This is a genomic window from Corynebacterium canis, from assembly GCF_030408595.1.
In the GTDB taxonomy this organism is placed as follows: domain Bacteria; phylum Actinomycetota; class Actinomycetes; order Mycobacteriales; family Mycobacteriaceae; genus Corynebacterium; species Corynebacterium canis.
Map to the genome: position 1 here is coordinate 2,296,545 of NZ_CP047080.1, position 19,122 is coordinate 2,315,666.

14 protein-coding genes are annotated in these 19,122 nt (G+C 60.3%); 9 read left to right on the top strand and 5 right to left on the bottom strand.

Annotation, left to right across the window (positions count from 1 at the left end; all coding sequences use genetic code 11):
* The first annotated feature begins 1 nt into the window (after position 1).
* Complete coding sequence (locus CCANI_RS10175; protein ID WP_146323596.1) at positions 2–1,828, top strand: ABC transporter ATP-binding protein; 1,827 nt, start codon at positions 2–4, stop codon at positions 1,826–1,828.
* 10 nt (positions 1,829–1,838) lie between these two features.
* On the top strand, positions 1,839–2,957 hold the full coding sequence (locus CCANI_RS10180) for a MalY/PatB family protein (RefSeq protein ID WP_146323595.1): 1,119 nt from the start codon (positions 1,839–1,841) through the stop codon (positions 2,955–2,957).
* Positions 2,958–2,975: 18 nt separating this feature from the next.
* On the opposite strand, the gene CCANI_RS10185 is transcribed toward CCANI_RS10180, so the two are convergent.
* Entirely contained in the window at positions 2,976–3,851 is an 876-nt protein-coding gene (locus CCANI_RS10185) for a D-isomer specific 2-hydroxyacid dehydrogenase family protein (protein WP_146323594.1), read from the bottom strand.
* A gap of 88 nt (positions 3,852–3,939) precedes the next feature.
* On the opposite strand from CCANI_RS10185, the gene brnQ reads away from it, so the two are divergent.
* Positions 3,940–5,337, top strand: a complete 1,398-nt coding sequence (gene brnQ / locus CCANI_RS10190; RefSeq protein ID WP_146323593.1) for a branched-chain amino acid transport system II carrier protein — start codon at positions 3,940–3,942, stop codon at positions 5,335–5,337.
* Between the two features lie 50 nt (positions 5,338–5,387).
* Here brnQ and CCANI_RS10195 read toward each other — a convergent pair whose 3' ends face one another.
* Positions 5,388–5,951, bottom strand: a complete 564-nt coding sequence (locus tag CCANI_RS10195; protein ID WP_146323592.1) for a hypothetical protein — start codon at positions 5,949–5,951, stop codon at positions 5,388–5,390.
* 181 nt (positions 5,952–6,132) lie between these two features.
* On the opposite strand from CCANI_RS10195, the gene CCANI_RS10200 reads away from it, so the two are divergent.
* The 4 genes from CCANI_RS10200 to CCANI_RS10215 are packed head-to-tail and all read left to right on the top strand — an operon-like array spanning position 6,133 to position 10,889.
* On the top strand, positions 6,133–7,656 hold the full coding sequence (locus CCANI_RS10200; protein ID WP_146323591.1) for an ABC transporter substrate-binding protein: 1,524 nt from the start codon (positions 6,133–6,135) through the stop codon (positions 7,654–7,656).
* A gap of 8 nt (positions 7,657–7,664) precedes the next feature.
* Positions 7,665–8,600, top strand: coding sequence for an ABC transporter permease (locus CCANI_RS10205; protein ID WP_146323676.1), 936 nt, complete (start codon positions 7,665–7,667; stop codon positions 8,598–8,600).
* A gap of 1 nt (position 8,601) precedes the next feature.
* Complete coding sequence (locus CCANI_RS10210; protein ID WP_146323590.1) at positions 8,602–9,399, top strand: ABC transporter permease; 798 nt, start codon at positions 8,602–8,604, stop codon at positions 9,397–9,399.
* A complete protein-coding gene (locus tag CCANI_RS10215; protein WP_146323589.1) occupies positions 9,396–10,889 on the top strand; it encodes an ATP-binding cassette domain-containing protein in 1,494 nt (497 codons plus the stop codon). Before CCANI_RS10210 ends, CCANI_RS10215 begins: the two co-directional genes overlap by 4 nt.
* On the opposite strand, the gene CCANI_RS10220 is transcribed toward CCANI_RS10215, so the two are convergent.
* Positions 10,890–14,525, bottom strand: a complete 3,636-nt coding sequence (locus tag CCANI_RS10220) for an exonuclease domain-containing protein (RefSeq protein ID WP_146323588.1) — start codon at positions 14,523–14,525, stop codon at positions 10,890–10,892.
* Between the two features lie 494 nt (positions 14,526–15,019).
* On the opposite strand from CCANI_RS10220, the gene CCANI_RS10225 reads away from it, so the two are divergent.
* Positions 15,020–15,976 (top strand): sugar-binding transcriptional regulator, encoded by a 957-nt coding sequence (locus tag CCANI_RS10225; protein ID WP_146323587.1) that lies wholly within the window; start codon positions 15,020–15,022, stop codon positions 15,974–15,976.
* Between the two features lie 14 nt (positions 15,977–15,990).
* On the opposite strand, the gene CCANI_RS10230 is transcribed toward CCANI_RS10225, so the two are convergent.
* Positions 15,991–17,205, bottom strand: coding sequence for a NupC/NupG family nucleoside CNT transporter (locus tag CCANI_RS10230; RefSeq protein ID WP_146323586.1), 1,215 nt, complete (start codon positions 17,203–17,205; stop codon positions 15,991–15,993).
* A gap of 44 nt (positions 17,206–17,249) precedes the next feature.
* Positions 17,250–17,657, bottom strand: coding sequence for a cytidine deaminase (locus tag CCANI_RS10235; RefSeq protein WP_146323585.1), 408 nt, complete (start codon positions 17,655–17,657; stop codon positions 17,250–17,252).
* A 157-nt stretch (positions 17,658–17,814) separates the two neighbouring features.
* Here CCANI_RS10235 and CCANI_RS10240 point away from each other — a divergent pair, with 157 nt between their 5' ends.
* Entirely contained in the window at positions 17,815–19,101 is a 1,287-nt protein-coding gene (locus CCANI_RS10240; protein ID WP_146323584.1) for a thymidine phosphorylase, read from the top strand.
* Positions 19,102–19,122 lie beyond the last annotated feature (21 nt).

The following is a 19,122-nucleotide window of genomic DNA, read 5'->3' on the forward strand; positions in this document are numbered from 1 at the left end:
CGTGCGATCCCTAGCCAAAATTTTGCGCGACGCAAGCGCATTGTGGCCCCTCTATATCGGGGTCATTTTTACTTCACTCACCACGGCGGCGCTCGCGTTGGTAACCCCGTTTATCATTCGCACGGCCACGGACACCATCGTGGCGTCAATAAGCGGCACCGGTGACGCGCGCGCAGATGCACTCACCGTAATCCTGTGGCTTGCCGCCGCGCTCCTCCTCGCCGAAATCGCACATACGCTCGTGTTTAATGTGGGCGGTTATATCGGCGATGTGTTAGCCGCACGGCTGCAGCAAATACTCTCCACAAGGTACTTTGCAAAGCTGCTTAGCCTGCCGCAACAGTACTTTGACAACCAGGTAACGGGGACCATCGTCGCGCGCCTGGACCGTTCCATTACGTCCATTACGCAATGCATACAGGCGTTCACAAACAACTTCTTTCCCATGCTGCTTACCGTGGCCGCGGTGCTGGGCATTACGGCGTGGTATTACTGGCCGATCGCCGTGCTGCTCACCATCGTATTCCCGCTTTATATGTGGCTGACCACCGCCCCCAGCGCGCGTTGGCAACGGATCGAAGCCGAGAAAAACAAAGAAATCGATATCGCGGATGGTCGATTTGCGGAAGTGGTCGGACAAACCAAAACGGTGAAATCCTTTGTTACGGAATTGCTGGAACTCGGGGCTTTTTCGCGGCGCTACGGAAACACGATTGCGCTCACCCATAAGCAATCGCGGCGCTGGCATAGCATGGATGTGCTCCGCGGCGTGGCCATGAATGCCCTGTTTTTTGGCATCTACGCCATGCTGTTTACGCGCACGCTTTCCGGGCAGTTTTCCATCGGCGATATGGTCATGCTGATTCAGCTCGTCACCATGGCGCGCCAGCCGGTGTTTATGATGAGCTACCTCGTCGACACCGCCCAACGCGCCATCGCCGGATCCAAAGATTATTTCGAAGTGATGGGCCTCACACCGGAACCAACGGCGAATCCGCAGCTGCTTGCCGCCACAAAAGCATCGGGCGTTCCGGAGCTGACGCCGGCGCCGATCGAACCCCTCGCCCCGTGCGAACCTGTGTTGGAACTACAAAATGTATCCTTCGGCTACCCGGACGACAAAGAGGTGATCCATCAGGTTTCCTTTTCCGCCCAGCGCGGCCAACGCATCGCACTTGTGGGCGAATCCGGCGGCGGGAAGTCGACGCTGATCAATCTCATCCTCGGGCTATACCCACCGTCGTCGGGCACGCTCAAGGTGTGCGGGCACGATGTGTCCACCCTGTCCGCCGCCCAATTGCGGGCCTCGGTTGGCGTGGTGTTCCAGGAGGCGAGCCTGTTTTCCGGGACCATCCGGGAAAACATCGCCTACGGGAAACCGCACGCCACCGAAGCGGAAATCATTGCCGCCGCGAAGCGCGCAAACGCACACGAATTTATCGTCGGATTCGAAGATGGTTACGATACGGTGGTTGGCGAGCGTGGCCTGCGGCTTTCCGGCGGGCAAAAGCAGCGGGTGGCGGTGGCGCGGGCCCTGCTCAAGGACGCCCCCGTGCTGGTGTTGGACGAGGCCACCTCCGCGTTGGACACCAAGAGCGAACGGGCGGTGCAACAGGGCCTAGACGAACTCATGGCCGACCGCACAACGCTTATCATTGCACACCGCCTTTCGACGATCGCGGGCGTGGACACCATCGTCACCCTGCGCGAGGGGGCCGTCGATGAAATCGGCTCCCCGCAACACCTTGCCACTACAGGAGGAATATATGCGCAGCTCCTGGCGCTAACGGACGCGGAAAAGCTCAAGGCCTTTGAATTGCACCGTTAAAGTGAAAGGCATGCGCTTTCCCGATCTCAATGAACTCCGTGCCCGTAACACCCTCAAATGGACCCGCTACCCCGCCGACGCATTACCCATGTGGGTTGCCGAAAGCGATTTCGGTACCTGCCCCGAAGTAAAGCAGGCGCTTCTCGACGCCGTGGACCGCGAGGCCTTCGGCTACCCACCCGCCACCACGGGCTTGGGCGAAGCATTATCGAAATTCTCTACATCACACTACGGTTGGGGCCCAAAACCGGAACATGTGTTCGCGGTGCCGGATGTGGTTCGCGGCGTGTGGCTGGCCATCGAACACCTCACCAGACCCGGCGCGCCGATTATCCTGCCCACTCCCTCGTACATGCCATTTTTGGAATTCTCCCGGGTGATGGATAGGGAAACCATGATTATCGATGCCTATGGCGGCATCGACCTCGACGCCGTGGAGGATTGCCTGCGGCGCGGCGCGGGCAGCATAGTCCTGGTCAGCCCGTACAACCCCCTCGGCTTTGCATTCGAACGTGAATTCTTGGTCGAATTAGCGGAACTGGTTGCCCGGTACGACGCCCGCATTATTGCCGACGAGATCCACGCCCCCCTGGTTTTCGCGCGGCGCAATATCCCAGTCGCATCTGTGTCCGATACCGCCGCAGCCGTGACGGTGACGGTGACCGCGACGTCGAAAGCCTGGAATATCGCTGGCCTCAAGTGCGCGCAAATGGTGTTTTCCAACGCTGCGGATGCCGCCGCTTGGGAACGCATTCACCCACTTTGGCGAGAAGGCGTATCCACCATCGGGCTCGTGGCGGCGGAGGCGTGCTACCGCGCCGACACCGCATTCCTCGACGAGCAGCTGCAGGTGCTGCGCAGCAATCGGGACACGTTGGCGGCGGAATTGCCCGCGCTGATTCCCGGATTGACCACCACCATTCCGGACGCCACCTTCCTGATGTGGCTGGACTTCCGCGATACCGCGCTGGCAGACCGCCCGGCGGCGCAGATTTTACAGCGGTGCAAGGTGGTCCTCAACGAGGGCCTCACCTTCGGCCCCGGCGGGGCGGGGCACGCCCGTCTGAATTTCGCCTGCACCCCGGACACGCTCACAGAGGCGTTGAACCGCCTGTCCACGGCGGTTTAACCGAACGCAGGTTTGTATTTAGTAGCCGCGCCCGGGGTCGACCTCAGTGAGCATGCGTTCGCCCGCGATAAAGCGCCGATAGTTTTCCACAACCACCGGCGCCAGCAATCCGTCCATGGTGTGCATGGTGTTCGCGGTATGCGGGGTAATCACAACATTGTTTCGACCCCACAGCGGATGCCCATCCGGCAGCGGTTCGGGCGCAGTCACGTCGAGGCCAGCGCCCGCGATCTCGCCGGCGTCTAGGGCCGCTACCAGCGCATCCGTATCCACCACTTCACCGCGCGCAACATTGATTAGCAGCGCCGTAGGCTTCATCGCCGCGAGCACCTGCGCATCCACCATACGTTCGGTTTCCGGGGTGAGCGGGCAGGCGAGAACCACCTGGTCGACCTCGCCCGCGACATCAATGAGCCGATCCTCGCGCCCCAATGGAACCACCTCGGAATCGAAGGTGGGGAGCATTTCCGCCAACGCGCGCCCAATGCCGCCCATGCCCACGATGGCGGTGCGGGTGCCGGTGAGCTGGGTGGTCACGGCGTCGATACTCAAATCCTTAGGCCACGAATCGGCGCGGACCATGGCCGGGATGGCGTGACGCAACGCCAACAACAGTGCCATCGCCGACTCCGCAACCTGCCGGCCATATACCGCAGAAGCGTTCGACCAGCGGCGGTCGGAGGTGACGATGCCCGCTCGAACAAGGTCATTAATTCCGGCGTTGGGCAGCTGCACCCATTGAATATTGTCTGGCAATTCCGGGAACGGGCGGCGGGGGATCTGCGTGAACACGAAAATGTCCGCCTCCTCCAATGAGGAAACGATCTGCGCACCCTCGGCCTGCAACGCGGCTGCCACTTGAGGGAATGAACCATAACCGATGTATACCTTCATACCCAAAACCCTACCGGTATCAGAAAAGTTATGCTCACCTGCTACGATGGGCCAGTTGCATACTCGTTGTGAAAGGTGGACCTCGCACATGGCCAAAACATCCGCAGCGGCCAAAACCTCAATCACCTCAGCCGTCACTGTGGCAACTTTAATGTTGTTTTCCATGTTTTTCGGCGCGGGCAATCTGATCTTCCCGCCGATCCTCGGGGCGCACGCCGGACCAGGTTTTAGCTGGGCAATCATCGGCTTCCTGCTCACGGGCGTGGCGCTACCGGTCATTTCCGTAATCGCCGTCGCAATCACCGGCAACGACATTATCGATCTCGCACGACGCGGCGGAGTATGGTTCGGCGTTGCGTTCCCCGTCTTGGTCTACCTCGCCATCGGCGCGTTCTACGCATTGCCCCGCACCGCCGTTGTGAGTTTCTCCACCGCCATCACCCCCATTACTGGGTACGACTCCACGCTCGCCGCGGCGGTATTTTCCGCGATTTTCTTCGGAATCTCCCTCGCATTGGCGTTCGATCCTTCCAATCTTGTGGACAAGCTCGGCAAATACCTGACGCCCGCATTGCTTATCTTGCTCGCGGCGCTGGTGGCGCTTTCAGTACTCAAGCTGCGCGGCGAGGACATGTCCGCCTCCGCGGAATACGCGGAACATCCGCTGACCGCCGGCCTGATCCAGGGCTACTTCACCATGGACTCGCTGGCCGCACTGGCGTTCGGAATCGTGGTGGTGTCCTCGTTGCGACACAAGGGCGTGCCCAACGGCCCGACGCTGGTACGCGGGGTGTCCTATGCGGCGATCGGCGCCGGCGCCCTGCTCATGGTGATCTACCTAGGCCTCGGCTACATCGGACATGTGATCCCCAATCCGCGCGGGTATTCGGACGGTGCGGCGCTGCTTACCGACGCCGCGCAACTCACCATGGGCACCCCCGGCTTAGTGGTGTTCGGGCTTATTGTCCTCCTTGCTTGCCTGACCACCGCCGCCGGGCTGATCGGCGCAACGAGTGAGTTCTTCCATCGGATTGTGCCACGGCTGAGCTACCGCAACTGGGCAATATTGTTTACCCTGATCTCGTTTGCGCTGTCCATCAATGGTTTGAAAGCCGTGCTCAGCATCGCCGGGCCGATCATCGGCTTCCTGTACCCGGCCGCGATCACATTGGTATTCCTTACGCTGATCGAGCCGCTGTTCCGCAAAAAACTGCACTACACCTTCCGTTTCGGCCTTACGGTGTCCGTATTGTGGGCAGGGCTGATGAGCCTCAACGCGCTCGGCCTAGGCAGCAGCGTTATCGAACCCTTGATCAATTGGTCGCCCATGCATGCGCAGGACCTTGGGTGGGTGCTGCCCACCGCAGCCGTCATCGCGCTGGGCATCGGCGTGGATTCCGCAATCATCCCGCCGCGCGCGGTCCCCGTCGGCGGGGAACGCCAAGAAGAAGCGCAAGCCCGCGCGGACGCCGCCGCCACGCACTAACGATGTAAAGGTTCAGCCCCAATCTCCGCGCCAACAAGACGCAAGCCGGGTTAACCCCTCATGTTCCCCAGCTTTTCCACCGCCACCTGCGGGTTTTCCGTTTTGATTAATTCCACCACTTCGAACACGTTTGGGTTCGTGCCGCTGGGGAATTCCGCCACATACGCATCGAGCTCGCGGGGAGCGCCGGAACCGGTTTCGTTCGTGGGGCGGGCGCCCATCTGGACGTCGATATGTTCGGGTATCAGCGCGAGATACGTGTGCACCCCCGCCGTGCCGCGATCGCGCGTCCAAGTTTGAATACGGCGCAGGTCCGAAACCTTCAGACGAACACCTGTGCGCACTATATATACCTCTGAGCCGAGCTCTAAGATCACCTTACGTCGGCGCCACACCACCACCAATAAACTGCCGGCCGCCACCATGATCCCCAACGCGGGCAGCACCGCCGAAATCGCATATAACAACCGCAATGTATCGTTTGCCACGGAGGCGCGAGCGCCCAGAAAACCAATGGTCAGCGGGCTCATACACAGGACGAACACCACAAAGATCGCCATTGCCCGGGAACGAGCAATGGTGGCATAACTTGTGCGGACGCGAAGAGTACTCATTGTGCGCGTTATTTTACGCTTTCCTTACATTCCTCCTTGGTTGCACTCGTATTTCACCCCACCGATTGCCCCCAAATGGTTCGCGATCTGCTACTTGATCGAGACATCGTGTATGATAGTTACCCCCGCATGGTGGGGAAAAACTCTGATTTCAGGGAGCTACCGACTACCCTTTCAACACATGGGTAAATTTCAGGGCCCTAACGCGACGTTGTCAGTGCTCGCCGCCGCCACGGTTGCGACCACACTGAGTGCCTGCAGCGCAGGCCAAACGGCAACCCGCGTAGGTCGAATCGCCGATGAAAACACAGTTGTGATTGCGGTATCAGCCGCTCCTGCTTCCTTGGATTTCACCAAGACTTCAGGCGCTGCGATCCCGCAAGCACTCATGGGAAATGTGTACGAAGGACTCGTAAAGATTAATGATGAAGGTGAGGTAGAACCACTCCTGGCCACCAGTTGGGATATTTCCCCGGATCGCCGCACATATACGTTCAAATTGCAGCGCGGGGTAACCTTCTCCAACGGGTCTCCATTCGACGCCGAAACCGCGAAATTCTCCATCGACCGTGTCCGTTCGGATGAATGGACGAACGGCCTCAAGAAGCAAATGGACCTCGTGTCCGAAACCAAGGTGCTGGATTCACACACGCTCGAAGTCACGCTCGAACGTCCGAGCAATCGCTGGCTGTGGTCCATGGGTACCTTTGTGGGAGCAATGATGTCCCCGGATGGCGTAGCCGAGCTCGCCACAAACCCGATTGGCACGGGCCCCTACACCGTTGCGCATTGGGCGGTCGGGCAATCGCTGTCCTTCGACGCACGCCCGGATTATTGGGGCACCAAACCGAACAACGATGCGGCCGCCATTCGGTACTTTAGCGACGCCGTGGGCGCTACCAATGCGTTGCGCTCTGGCGACGTTGACGTTGTTTACTCCATGCAATCCCCCGAACTCCTCCAAACTCTGACCGAATACCGTATCGACGAAGGCACCACCAACGGCGAGGTGCTGCTGAGCATGAACAATCGCCGCGCCCCCTTTAACGACATCCGCGTGCGCCAGGCCGTGCTCTACGCCATCGACCGGCAGGCGGTTATCGACACCGCGTGGGCCGGCAAAGGCATTGACACCGGCGGCGCGCCCGTCCCCCCGACCGACCCGTGGTACGAAGAATCCAAGCGCTACCCCTTCGACCCGGACAAGGCGCGCGAACTGATCCGCGAAGCCGGTGCGGAAGGCACCCGCATCGTGCTTTCGGTGCCGTCGCTGCCCTACGCCACCAATGTTTCCGAGATCGTCGTCTCGCAGCTCCGCGATGTAGGGCTCGACGTTGTGATCGAATCCACCGAATTCCCCGCCGTGTGGTTGTCCAAGGTGCACCGCGCCCATGACTACGACATGTCCGTGATCATGCACGTGGAGGCCCGCGATATCCCCACGTTGTTCGGGAATCCCGAGTACTACCTTGGTTTCGATTCCGAAACCGTGCGTCAGTCTTTGGAACGCGCCGATGCGGGCGCGCCCGAGGAACAAACCGAATATATGCGCCAGGCCGTCGACGAGATCATGGCAGAGGCCGGTGCCGCAACGCTGTTTAACTATCCGAACATCGTGGTGTCCGCCCCCAATGTGGCCGGGGTGGAGGCGAATGTGATTTCGGAAGGTTTGCCGCTCGCTCCGCTGCGAAAGGAGAAGAACTAGTGACCGAAATGCTGCGCATTGTGGCGCGCTTTGCCATCACATTGTTTGTGGCGAGCATCGTAATTTTTGTTATGTTGCGCGTGATCCCCGGCGACCCCGCCGAGATTGCGCTCGGTGTCACCGCCACCCCGGAATTGCTGGCCGCCGCGCGCGAATCCCTTGGGCTTGACCAACCTTTATTTACGCAATACTTCGCCTGGATCGGCGCGCTTCTGACCGGCGATTTTGGCACTTCGCTGACCAATAAACTGGACATCACACCGCTGGTTATCGACCGCCTCCAGGTCAGCCTGATCCTCGTCGGCGTAAGCATGGTCCTCGCCCTCGCCGCCGCCATTCCGCTGGGCACGTGGGCCGCGGTTCGGCACCAGCGTTTCGACGGCGCATTGATCACCGCGAGCAGCCAGTTCGGCATCGCTATCCCCAGCTTTCTCGCCGGTATTTTATTGGTTTCAGCCTTCGCCGTGCATTTGCGTTGGCTTCCCGCAAATGGCTGGGTTCCGCCTTCCTATTCGATAAAGGAGTTCCTTGCCCGGTTGATCCTGCCGGCCATCGCCCTCGCCGCCGTGCAAGGTGCGATGATGACGCGATATGTGCGCGCCTCCGTCCTCGAAATTCTTCACGAAGACTTTATGCGTACGGCCCGCGCCACCGGCCTGTCTCGCGCCGCCGCCCTGATCCGCCAGGGGTTGCGCAACGCTGCGATCCCAGTGATCACGGTGACCGGCGTGCAGATGGCCGCGCTTGTCGTGGGCGCCGTCGTTGTTGAACGCGTGTTCACTATCCCCGGCCTCGGCACGATGCTTCTCGACGCCGTGGTCACCCGCGACCTGCCCACCGTCCAGACCGTAGTCATGGTGCTGGTGTTCCTGACTCTTGCTGCGAACCTGATCGTCGATCTCATCGCGGCCGTCGTGGACCCCCGCATTGGAAAGGAAGCCTGATATGCGTATCAGTGGCATGATCGGCGCAGTGATCGTCGGGATAGTGATCCTCGGCGCAGCGCTCTCCCTCGTATGGACGCCTTACGATCCCGTCCATGCCATCCCCACCGACCGCCTCCAGGGTTCCTCGCTGAGCCACTTGCTCGGCACGGATCGTTACGGCCGGGACATCTTTTCCCAAATCCTCGCGGGCTCCCGCGTGACCCTGCTCGTGGGGTTGATCGCGGTGGGCATCGGTGTCGGTTTAGGCACCCCGATGGGCATTATCGCCGGCATGAAACGCGGCATGATTGACCAGCTGATTATGCGGGGCGCGGACATGCTGCTCGCCTTCCCCGCGCTGCTCATGGCCATCGTGGCGGGCGCGATCTTTGGCGCTTCTACCGTCTCCGCGATGGTAGCCATTGGCATCGCCGCAGCCCCCAGCTTCGCGCGCGTCGCCCGTGCAGGAACCATGCAGGTTATGAGCCGGGACTATATCGCCGCCGCTCGGCTTTCGGGCCGTTCCCCCATTCCGCACATCTTGCCGAATATCGCAGGTATGCTCACGGTGCAGGCCTCCGTGGCGTTCGCCTTGGCCATCCTCGCGGAGGCGGCGCTCAGCTTCCTCGGTTTGGGCACTCCGCCCCCGGATCCTTCATGGGGCCGCATGCTGCAAAGCGCGCAGGCTTCCCTCGGTTCCGCCCCGATGCTGGCCGTATGGCCCGGCATCACCATTGCCATCACGGTGCTTGGTTTCAACCTGCTTGGTGACGGCCTCCGTGACCTCATCGACCCCAAGACTAGGAGGGTGGCATGACCCTACTCGACGTGTCCGACCTGCGGATTCGTACCCGCAGCAAGGACCTTGTTCAAGATATCGCCTTCAGCCTCGCGCCCGGCGAACGAGTCGGACTGATTGGCGAATCCGGGTCCGGTAAATCCCTGACCGCACTGGCCATCATCGGCCTGTTGCCGGAAAACCTGCGCGCCAGCGGCAAGGTGGAGCTGCAGGGCGTCGGCAATCTCTTGGGGCTTAAGGACCGCATTATGCGCACCGTCCGCGGCAAGCGAATCGCAATGGTGTTCCAGGAGCCGATGTCGGCGCTGGACCCGCTGATGAAGGTGGGCAAACAAATCGCGGAGGTGCGTCGCACCCACGGGCTGCCAGCCAGTTCAGACGTGGTTGCGCAGCTGCTGAAGGACGTCGACCTGACGCCCGAAATGGCGAATTCCTACCCGCACCAACTCTCCGGCGGGCAACGTCAACGCGTCCTGATTGCAATGGCACTGGCGTGCGATCCCGATATTCTGCTGTGCGACGAACCCACCACCGCGCTCGACGTGACGGTGCAAAAGCACATCGTAAAACTGATCCTGCGGCTGGCGGAACAGCTGCAGGCAGCGTTGCTGTTTATTACCCACGATCTCGGGCTGGTCGCCAGCACGTGCGATCGCCTGGTGGTTATGCGGGACGGCCGCATCGTGGAAACCGGCAGCACCAAAGACGTCCTGCACGCGCCGCAGGAGGATTACACCCGCATGCTGGTGCGCGCCTCGGACCTCACCGAACCGCGCTACCCGGTTGCGGACGTCGCCGATGGTGAAGTGCTGCTCAGCGCGACCGATATTTCACGGGTGCGGCGCGGCACCACCACGCTGGCGAAAACCACCGTGGAGCTTCGCAAACACCAGCGATTGGGAATCGTGGGCGGTTCCGGCTCTGGAAAGACCACGATGTTAAAGATCCTCGCCGGGCTGGATAATCCGACCACCGGTTCGGTTACCCGGGGCGCGAACACCACCGTGCAGATGGTGTTCCAGGATCCGCTATCCTCCCTCGACCCGCGCATGCGTGTGGGCCGCTCGATCGCGGAGCCGCTGCACGGCATGTCGGCGGCCGAGCAAACAGCCCGCGTGGCCGAAGTGCTGCAGGAGGTGGATCTGGAGCCCGATGCGGCGAAACGCTTCCCGCACGAATTTTCGGGCGGCCAGCGGCAACGCATCTCGATCGCCCGTGCGATTGCCGCGAACCCCAGCGTGTTGCTCGCCGACGAGCCCGTAAGCGCGCTGGATATGTCCGTGCGCACCCAGGTGATGGACCTGCTGGATCGCTTGGTACGCACCCACGGCCTCAGCTTGGTGTTCGTGTCACACGATCTGGCGGTGGTGCGGCAGCTCTGCACGGACATCATCGTGCTGCACAACGGCGACGTGGTCGAACGCGGCGACGTGGAATCCGTGTACCACAACCCGCAACACGCCTACACCCGGCAGCTGCTTGAAGCCGCCCTGCCGCTGCGCGTCTAACTAGACGAGTTCGCGCACCATATCCGCGAGATCGTCCTGGTAGCGGTGGCGCAAAATGGCCACCGCTCGGCGCCGAGGGGCGTTCGGCTGCAAACCCAACGCGCGATTCACCGCCGGGACCAATTGCTCCCGCGTGACATCGAGACCCATCAGGTTCGCCACCGATGGTTCCTCCGTCAGCGAGGTGGCGCGGGTGATATCGAAATGGCCGTCATCGTGGAATTCCAGCCACACGCGGTCGCCCTCCCCCACGCCCAGATCCAGCAGAAACCTGCGGATCGTACCCAACGTGCTGCCCGCCCGGTTATAACGGACGGCCTGTGGCCCTAGGCGGCTGGGCAGTTCGACGCCGCCGAGGAACGGGACGTCGACAAGCGCGCACACGCCGCGGTGCACGCCGAAACCGGAGCCGCGCAGGTGATCGCTATTGACCACCAGCAGCAACGACCATGTGTTCCCCCGGCGGTAGAAGTTCGGAACCTCGCGCGGGGACGCATCGTTGACCACCGGCGCCTCCGCCCGCCGCACCACGCCGTTTTCGATCACAAATTCGCCCGTTGAACAATAGGTTCGAATGGAACTTTCGGCGGCGCCAATGGTGTGGGCATCGCGGATCAAATCGTTGAGAGAAATCTCCCCGGCGGCATCCACGCGGCGCGCAATCCAATCGAAAATGGTGGTGTATTCCTCCATGCCCCATTCGCTAAGCGCCCAGGTTTCCGGACGCACGCGCATAAACCGCGGATCTGCCGAAAGCTGGTTCGACATGGAGCGGGCGTTACCGGAACCGATCTCGGCGATAATCTCGTCCGCAGTCATCGGCTCCCCGGCGGTGGCGAGCGCCGCGCCGGCACGATCCTGGTAGGAATCATTCCGGGTAAAAATGCGGGTGTCCTCCACACGCAACCGCCGATCGCGGCGCAAATAGTCCGCCAGCATGTCCGCCTCGACGCCCAACGGCTTGGCGATCGCAGACAGCGAACAAACCCCCCAATCGTCGGAAAACGTACTGAGCGCTTCGGCCACTTGATCGGAAAAACCAGGGACGCAGACCCAGCCTTCGTCAAGCTCCCAAATGTCCGTCACCGCGCTCAGCGTACGCAAGCCGGATTCGGTCAACAGTTCGGCAACGCGGGCGGCGGGCGCGAGCGGCAAAAAACGGTAAGCCACAGCGGAGGCAAGCAAACTCACCGAAGGCGACTCATTGGCCAAGCGCTGACGCAACGACTTTTCTAATTGTCGAATACGCTCTCGAGTAAGTCCGAGTTCCGTGCCGATATCGTCAAGGGTGCGCGACCCCTGCAAACGCCCCGCGAAAATCACCGGGCCGCGCGGGTCCTTGGACACGATCGCATCGATTTCCGCCAGCGCTGCGGCCACGGCATTCTCGGTCGGATCGGGCACTTGTGCGATTAGCGCATCCACCCATTTCACCACGGGTTCCGGCATGTCTGGGCGGAACGCCGCAACGGTGCACCATTGGACCAAATGTGTGAGGTCGGCGTTGAGCTCGGGCGCTGCGGACCAGGTTTCGTCGATGACCACGGCGTCGACAACGTAGTCCGCGTCGGAACTGCTAGCGATGTGCGCGAAATCGTCGTACTGAATGTCCGCAAACGCCTCAGCGGCGGTGAATTCGACCGTGTTGACGTCTTCATAATCGGCGAGGTAATCAGCAGGCGGAAGCTCCGCGAGGCTCCGGTCCTTTTGGTCCGCCAGTTCGATTGCGGTATCAACCACGGCGTGCACAAATTGTTGCAGCCGCAGCTTCCCCACGCCGTGCAGCTCAGACAAGGCGTGCACGGTGGCGTTGAGCGGGTTCGGAAAATCCGCGAACCAACCCGCAACTATGCGCGAATTCCGGTCTAATCCATCGGGGATCAGATCCGGGCTAAGCACAGCCGACATGCGATACAACGGCTCGCCCGGGTGGTTGGTAATCCACAGCGCCGCGACCTCCCCCACGGAGCTCGGCGCGGGCGAAAACTCCGCCGCCCAGGGAAACAGCACCATATTGAAACCCGCAGCGGGTTCCTCTTCATTCACCGGCAGATTCTTCAGCGCACTTAGCTGCCGTGCGAATACAGTTTCGTCGATGATTGGGATATCGAGTTCGCGGGCCCGACGCGCCCGTTCGCTTGTGGAATTTTTGTCTGCGGCGATAACCACAGCACTTTCGGGGGTGACCTCCCCGACGTCCAAGCCGACCCTGCGGGCGCGGGCTTCCCACGCGTCACGCGGCACGGCGAGATTGCCGGTAAAGGTCACCCTGTCACCCGGCGCAAATAGCGCACCTGGAGTGACATCGCTGGCGTCTTCCTCGGGCTCCGCCAGCAATTCTTCAACGATTTCGGGGTCTACGCCCAATTGCGTGGCCGCATCCTGCAAATACGCTCGCTCGGTGTCGGTGACTACCCCATCTACCCACGCTTCGATAGCGACCTGACGTACGAATCTCCCGTGCAAATCCTGCACTTCATCGCGGCTAATCCCAAGCGCCTCCGCGCACGCCACCAACGCCTCGACGGCGGTTGGGCTAATCTGACCGTCGATAAGCACCGCCCGCAGAAAGCACAGATAATAGTCCGCATCCTGGTCGCCGGTTTTGGGAACGCGCTCCGCGACCCCCGCGAGCCACGACGCCATCGGGTCGATTTCGGTTTCCAGCTCCGCTAAGCCTTCGAATAATTCTTCGACCTTGGCTTTGGTTTCTGGGGCGAGATTCGCCACCGCCTCATCCTGCAGCGGTTTAGTAATTGCCCGCTTCGATTCCCCCACCGACAGCAACTGCGAGGTCGGCGCCACGAACACATCCGTAAGCACGTCCGCTTGCGCGTTCGACTTCGGTTTCCGGTGCCTGCTTAACGACGCCGCGGGCCGCACAAACGGCTCCGATACCTGATGAAAAATCTCGGTGGGCGCTTCCGCTTCCGGATCGACCACATTTACGGGTGAAGTATTCCGTGTCGGCGTCCTTCTTTTCGCACGCTTTTTCGTGGGCGCACGGAACACTTCGGTGGGCGGCTCTACCCCTTCATCATCACCACCATGCTTACCGGAATGGGGATGGGATCGCGGCACTGCGGGGCGTTGCTCTGGGGTGGGCAGCGGCGGCACATACGTTACGGCACAATCGGTGGGCAATGGCTGCGAATCCAATAGGCGCAGCAACAGCGTCGCGGTACCTTGAGCGTCCGAAATGGCATCGTGTTCCGCCAGCCGAGCTTCCCCAACCGCCACTAGGCAATCATCCAACGATTTCGGGCTGCCGGGCAACGACCCCGCCAATTGCATCGTGCACACCGGAGAAAAATCCAATTCCACACCAAGTCTGGCGAACTCTCGGCGCAGCATGCGTATTTTTAGGCGCGCATCATGGGTTACCACGATTCGGTCTTGCAGCAATCGCCCTAAATGCTCCGCTACCTCGGGAAAGCGCGGGGCCGCCGCGGCCATCGATGCGGTAATCCCGTGTACATCCGGGTTTGGGATTTTACGATTCGGACGAATGAGCGTCTCCCATGTATCGCTGATCGAACCGTCAGATTCGAGCAGCACAACTCCGATCTCGACGATCCGGTCGTTGGCGCTGAAGCCGGTGGTCTTTAAATCGACAACAGCAAAAGGGTGAGACATGACGTGGTAAGGCTCCGGATGTTTGTTAAGAGAATTACCCCTAACACTTTATCGTTCGGGGGTGACCAGAACCGCATTAAAAGTGAATAAATCCCGCGCAACCTTACGCAAGCACTACCCCCGTAGCGGTAATAAATGGTCTCAAACCGATCAAGGGACGGTCTCACCTCGACCAAATTTTCCCACGGCTGTAACGCAATATTGTGCACGCCACGCCGCATATCACCCGATTGGGTGATATCGAATATACTGTTGAATCGCAGACGTATATCAGAAATGTACACGTCTGAACCTTGCATAATCGCAGACCACTCACCACAGGTTGCACACCACCTACCCCGTGCGTTACCCCCATGGCATGTTTTCATCCCTTAACCATGGCCAAAATTAGTAATCAACCCATTGGCGTTCCTCATTACCAATAACGGATAATAAGGTGACAAAACAGATTCGACCATTCTTTATGTCAGCTAGTGGAAGGACGACACACAGCCGTGGACGCGCGGGACGAGCAAGCACTTACCGCAGTGAAGCTCTACTATGAAGAAGGGCTTAGCCAAGCGGAAGTCGCCCAAGAAATGGGGGTTTCTCGACCCACCGCATCAAAGCTGATCCACCATGGCAAGCAGCGGGGCTTTGTCACCATACAAATCAACGACCCCCGCCAGGCCAGCTCGCAATTGGCTACCGAACTCATCGAGCGTTTCCAGCTCGCCGATGTGCGCCTCGCCCAAGTACCGCGCGGCACGAATTCCGACTTATTGCGCGAGCTTGGCCGCACCGGCGCCGATATGCTCGCCGAGCAAGTTCGCGACGACATGAAGGTCGGCGTTTCCTGGGGCAATACCATGTTCGCGGTGGCACAGCACCTCCCACCCACCGACCTGCACGGCGTGGAAATCGTGCAACTTAAGGGCGGTACCTCTCATTCGCAATACAGCACCAACGATATCGAAACCATCAATCGCTTCTGCTCCGCCTTTAACGCACACGCCCGCACGCTTCCATTGCCCGTTATTTTCGATAACGTCGAGGCCAAAAGAATCGTCGAACAAGACCGACATATCGCGCATATCCTGCAGCTTGGCAGGGAGACCGACGTCGTGATCTTTACCGTCGGCGAAGTACACCCCGAATCGCTGCTTCTCAACCTCGGGTACCTCACCAAAGCCGAAATAACGAAGCTGGTTGCCAATGCAGTTGGTGATGCATGCTCCCGTTTCTACACCACCACCGGCGAAATCGCCCTCCCCAGCGTGGACGAACGAACAGTCGGCATCACCTTAGAAGACCTCAAATCACGGCCCATACGAATCCTCGTCGCGGGCGGCGTCAACAAGGCCGCAGCCATCCGGACTGCGCTGACGATGGGGCTGGCTACGCACGTAGTAATCGATCAAAGTACCGCGATCCGTGTGCTTGAAGATCCCGCAACCAGCCGCCGTCGATAAGCAAACGTTGCCTGCTAAAACACCACTACGCCGACGATTGCCGCATTGAGCATGTTGGTGGCAAACCCGGTCATCAGCGCCAACGGTGCCAGCTTTGCCACCTCACCCCGGCGCTCCGGAACGAGGCCGCCGATGGAACCGATCTGAATCGCCATAGAGCTAATGTTTGCGAACCCGGCCAATGCGAACGTAGTTATCATCACGGACTTTGGATCCATGTCCGGAATGTGCGGGCCGAAGGACGTAAAACCAACGAATTCATTAATAATCGTCTTCTCGCCAATAAAATTGCCCACGAGCTGCGCGTCCTGCCACGGCACCCCGATCAGCCACGCTGCAGGGGCGAAAATCAGGCCGAACAGGCCTTCCAGCGACCAATTGTCCTGACCGAACAAACCGCCGATTCCGCCGAGGATTGCGGAAATCATGGCAATAAAGGCAATAAAGGCGATCAGCAAACAGCCGACTGCGATGGCGATCCGCCCGCCGGACATGGCGCCGCTACCGATCGCGTCGATAATATTTTTGGATTCCGTATCACGAACATCGCGGACCGAGGCATCCAAATTGGACTCTTCCGTCTCCGGCCAAAACGCCTTGGCCACAATCAGCGAGCCCGGCGCGTTCATCAGGCTTGCCGCCAACAGGTACTCCAAAGGTGCGCCCAGCAGCGAATAACCAATCAGCGTAGAACCCGCAACGGAGGCAAAACCGCCGGTCATGCAGGTAAATAGCTCGGAGCGCGTGAGCTTTGGCAGGTACGGCGCGATGACCAGCGGCGCCTCGCTTTGCCCGAGGAAGATCACCGTGGACGCCCACACCGACTCCACCTTGCTGGTGCCCAAGATCTTTTTCAGTGCCCCGCCAAGCAGATCCACAAAGATTTGAATGACGCGCAAATAGTACAAAGCGCCGATAATCGCACCGAGGAAAATAATCACCGGCAGCACGTTGAGCGCGAACACGAAACCATTGTCCTCGCCGAACAAACCACCGAACACAAACGAGGTGCCTTGGTTGGTGAACTCAGTGAGTTTTTCCAGCCCCTCCGCGATCTTCTTTAACGCCAGGAAGCCGTAATCCCATTTCAACACGATAAGGGCGAAGGCGATTTGCAGCACGAGCCCCACCCCTAGCGTGCGCCATCGAATCTGCCTTCGATGTCGTGAGAAGAGAATCAGCACGCCGAAAATAACGGCGATACCGAGGAGACCTTGAAGACGATCCATGATGTGGGGCCTTTCTAGTGACGGGCTAAGGACGAGGTGAGGGGCTACAACGAATCCGGTCCGAACGCATACGGAAGCAACTCCGCAAAGGGCACGGAATGCGCGCGGTCATGCTCGGCAACGATTACCCGTTCGCAACCGAATTCGGAAAGCACTTGGCGGCAAGCACCGCAGGGGTAGCAAGGTTGCGCCTTCAGCCCCACCACAGCGGCCGCCACGATGCGAGGGCGCTCCGACCTGTTTGGCTCGCCGGAGATAATTGCCCGCGTCACGGCGGTGCGTTCCGCGCAGATCGTGAGCCCGAACGAAGCGTTTTCAACGTTGCATCCGGTGACCACTCGGCCGTTCGAAAACAGCAGGGCGGCGCCTACCGGAAAGTCGGAATACGGAGCGTACGCGTGTTGCGCAGCTTCGCGAGCCAGTTCGAGAAGTTCGGAATCGGTGGGGGTCATGGGTGCCTCCTCGCGACACTGATTAACACTTGATAAACATACCCTTGACAATTGTTCTAGCCCTCATGATAATCGGAGGTAGGCCAGCACACAAGAACCTCACCATCGTGACTCATATCACTTATTTTCTATCGCTATCATCCCTAAGGAGCACCTCATGGCCGAGAAATTTGACGCCGTAGACGTCATTCGCACCAAACGTGACCACCACCGCCTGAGCGCGGAACAAATCGCATGGGTGATCGATGCCTACACGCGCGGCGTCGTTGCAGACGAACAAATGGCCGCCCTAAACATGGCGATCTTCCTCAACGGCATGGACCACGATGAGATCAATGCTTGGACCGCCGCCATGATTGAAACAGGCGAGCGAATGCACTTCGGCGCGCTCAACCGCCCCGTCGTCGACAAACATTCCACCGGCGGCGTCGGCGACAAAATCACCCTCCCGCTCGCACCGCTTGTCGCGGTTTTCGACGTCGCGGTTCCGCAACTGTCCGGGCGCGGGCTCGGCCACACCGGCGGCACCCTGGACAAACTCGAATCTATTCCCGGTTGGCAAGCGAGCGTATCCAAGGAACGCATGATGGAGATCCTGGCAGACCCCGGCTGCATTATCTGCGCCGCCGGACCGGGACTCGCACCCGCCGACAAAAAGATCTATGCGCTGCGCGATATCACCGCTACTGTCGAAAGCATTCCACTGATCGCCAGTTCGATTATGAGCAAGAAGATCGCGGAAGGCACCGACTCACTGGTGCTCGATGTCAAGGTCGGCTCTGGGGCGTTTATGAAGAACATCGACACCGCCCGCGAGCTCGCCAGCACAATGGTCCAATTGGGTAAAGACGCCGGCGTAACCACCGTGGCGCTGTTGACCGACATGGAGCATCCGCTTGGCCGCGCCGTCGGAAATGCCCTTGAGGTGCAGGAATCGGTGGACATTTTGGCTGGCGGAGGCCCCGACGACGTGCGCGAGCTCACCATCGCGTTGGCGCGGGAAATGCTGACGCTGGCTGGGAAACCCGATGTTGATATCGCTGCGGCACTCGATGACGGCCGCGCCATGGATGTGTGGAAGCGCATGATTACCGCACAAAATGGCGATCCCGATGCGCCTCTTCCGCAAGCCAAACATACGCACGAAATCACCGCCGATCGCGACGGCTACCTCAGCACCCTGGATGCCCTCGCGGTAGGTGTGGCCAGCTGGCGGCTTGGGGCTGGGCGGGCCCGTAAAGAGGACCCCGTGCAGGCTGGCGCCGGTATCACCCTGCACGCCGGATTCGGCGAGCGTGTGCGGCGTGGCCAACCGTTGTTCACCCTGCATACGGATACCCCCGATCGCTTCGAGCGCGCCCTCGAAGCGCTCACGCCAGGGTTTGCCATCACCGATTCCGCGCCCTCGATGCCAGAATCTGTCATCCTTGAGCGCATCGACTAATTCGCACACTTTATTGAGGAG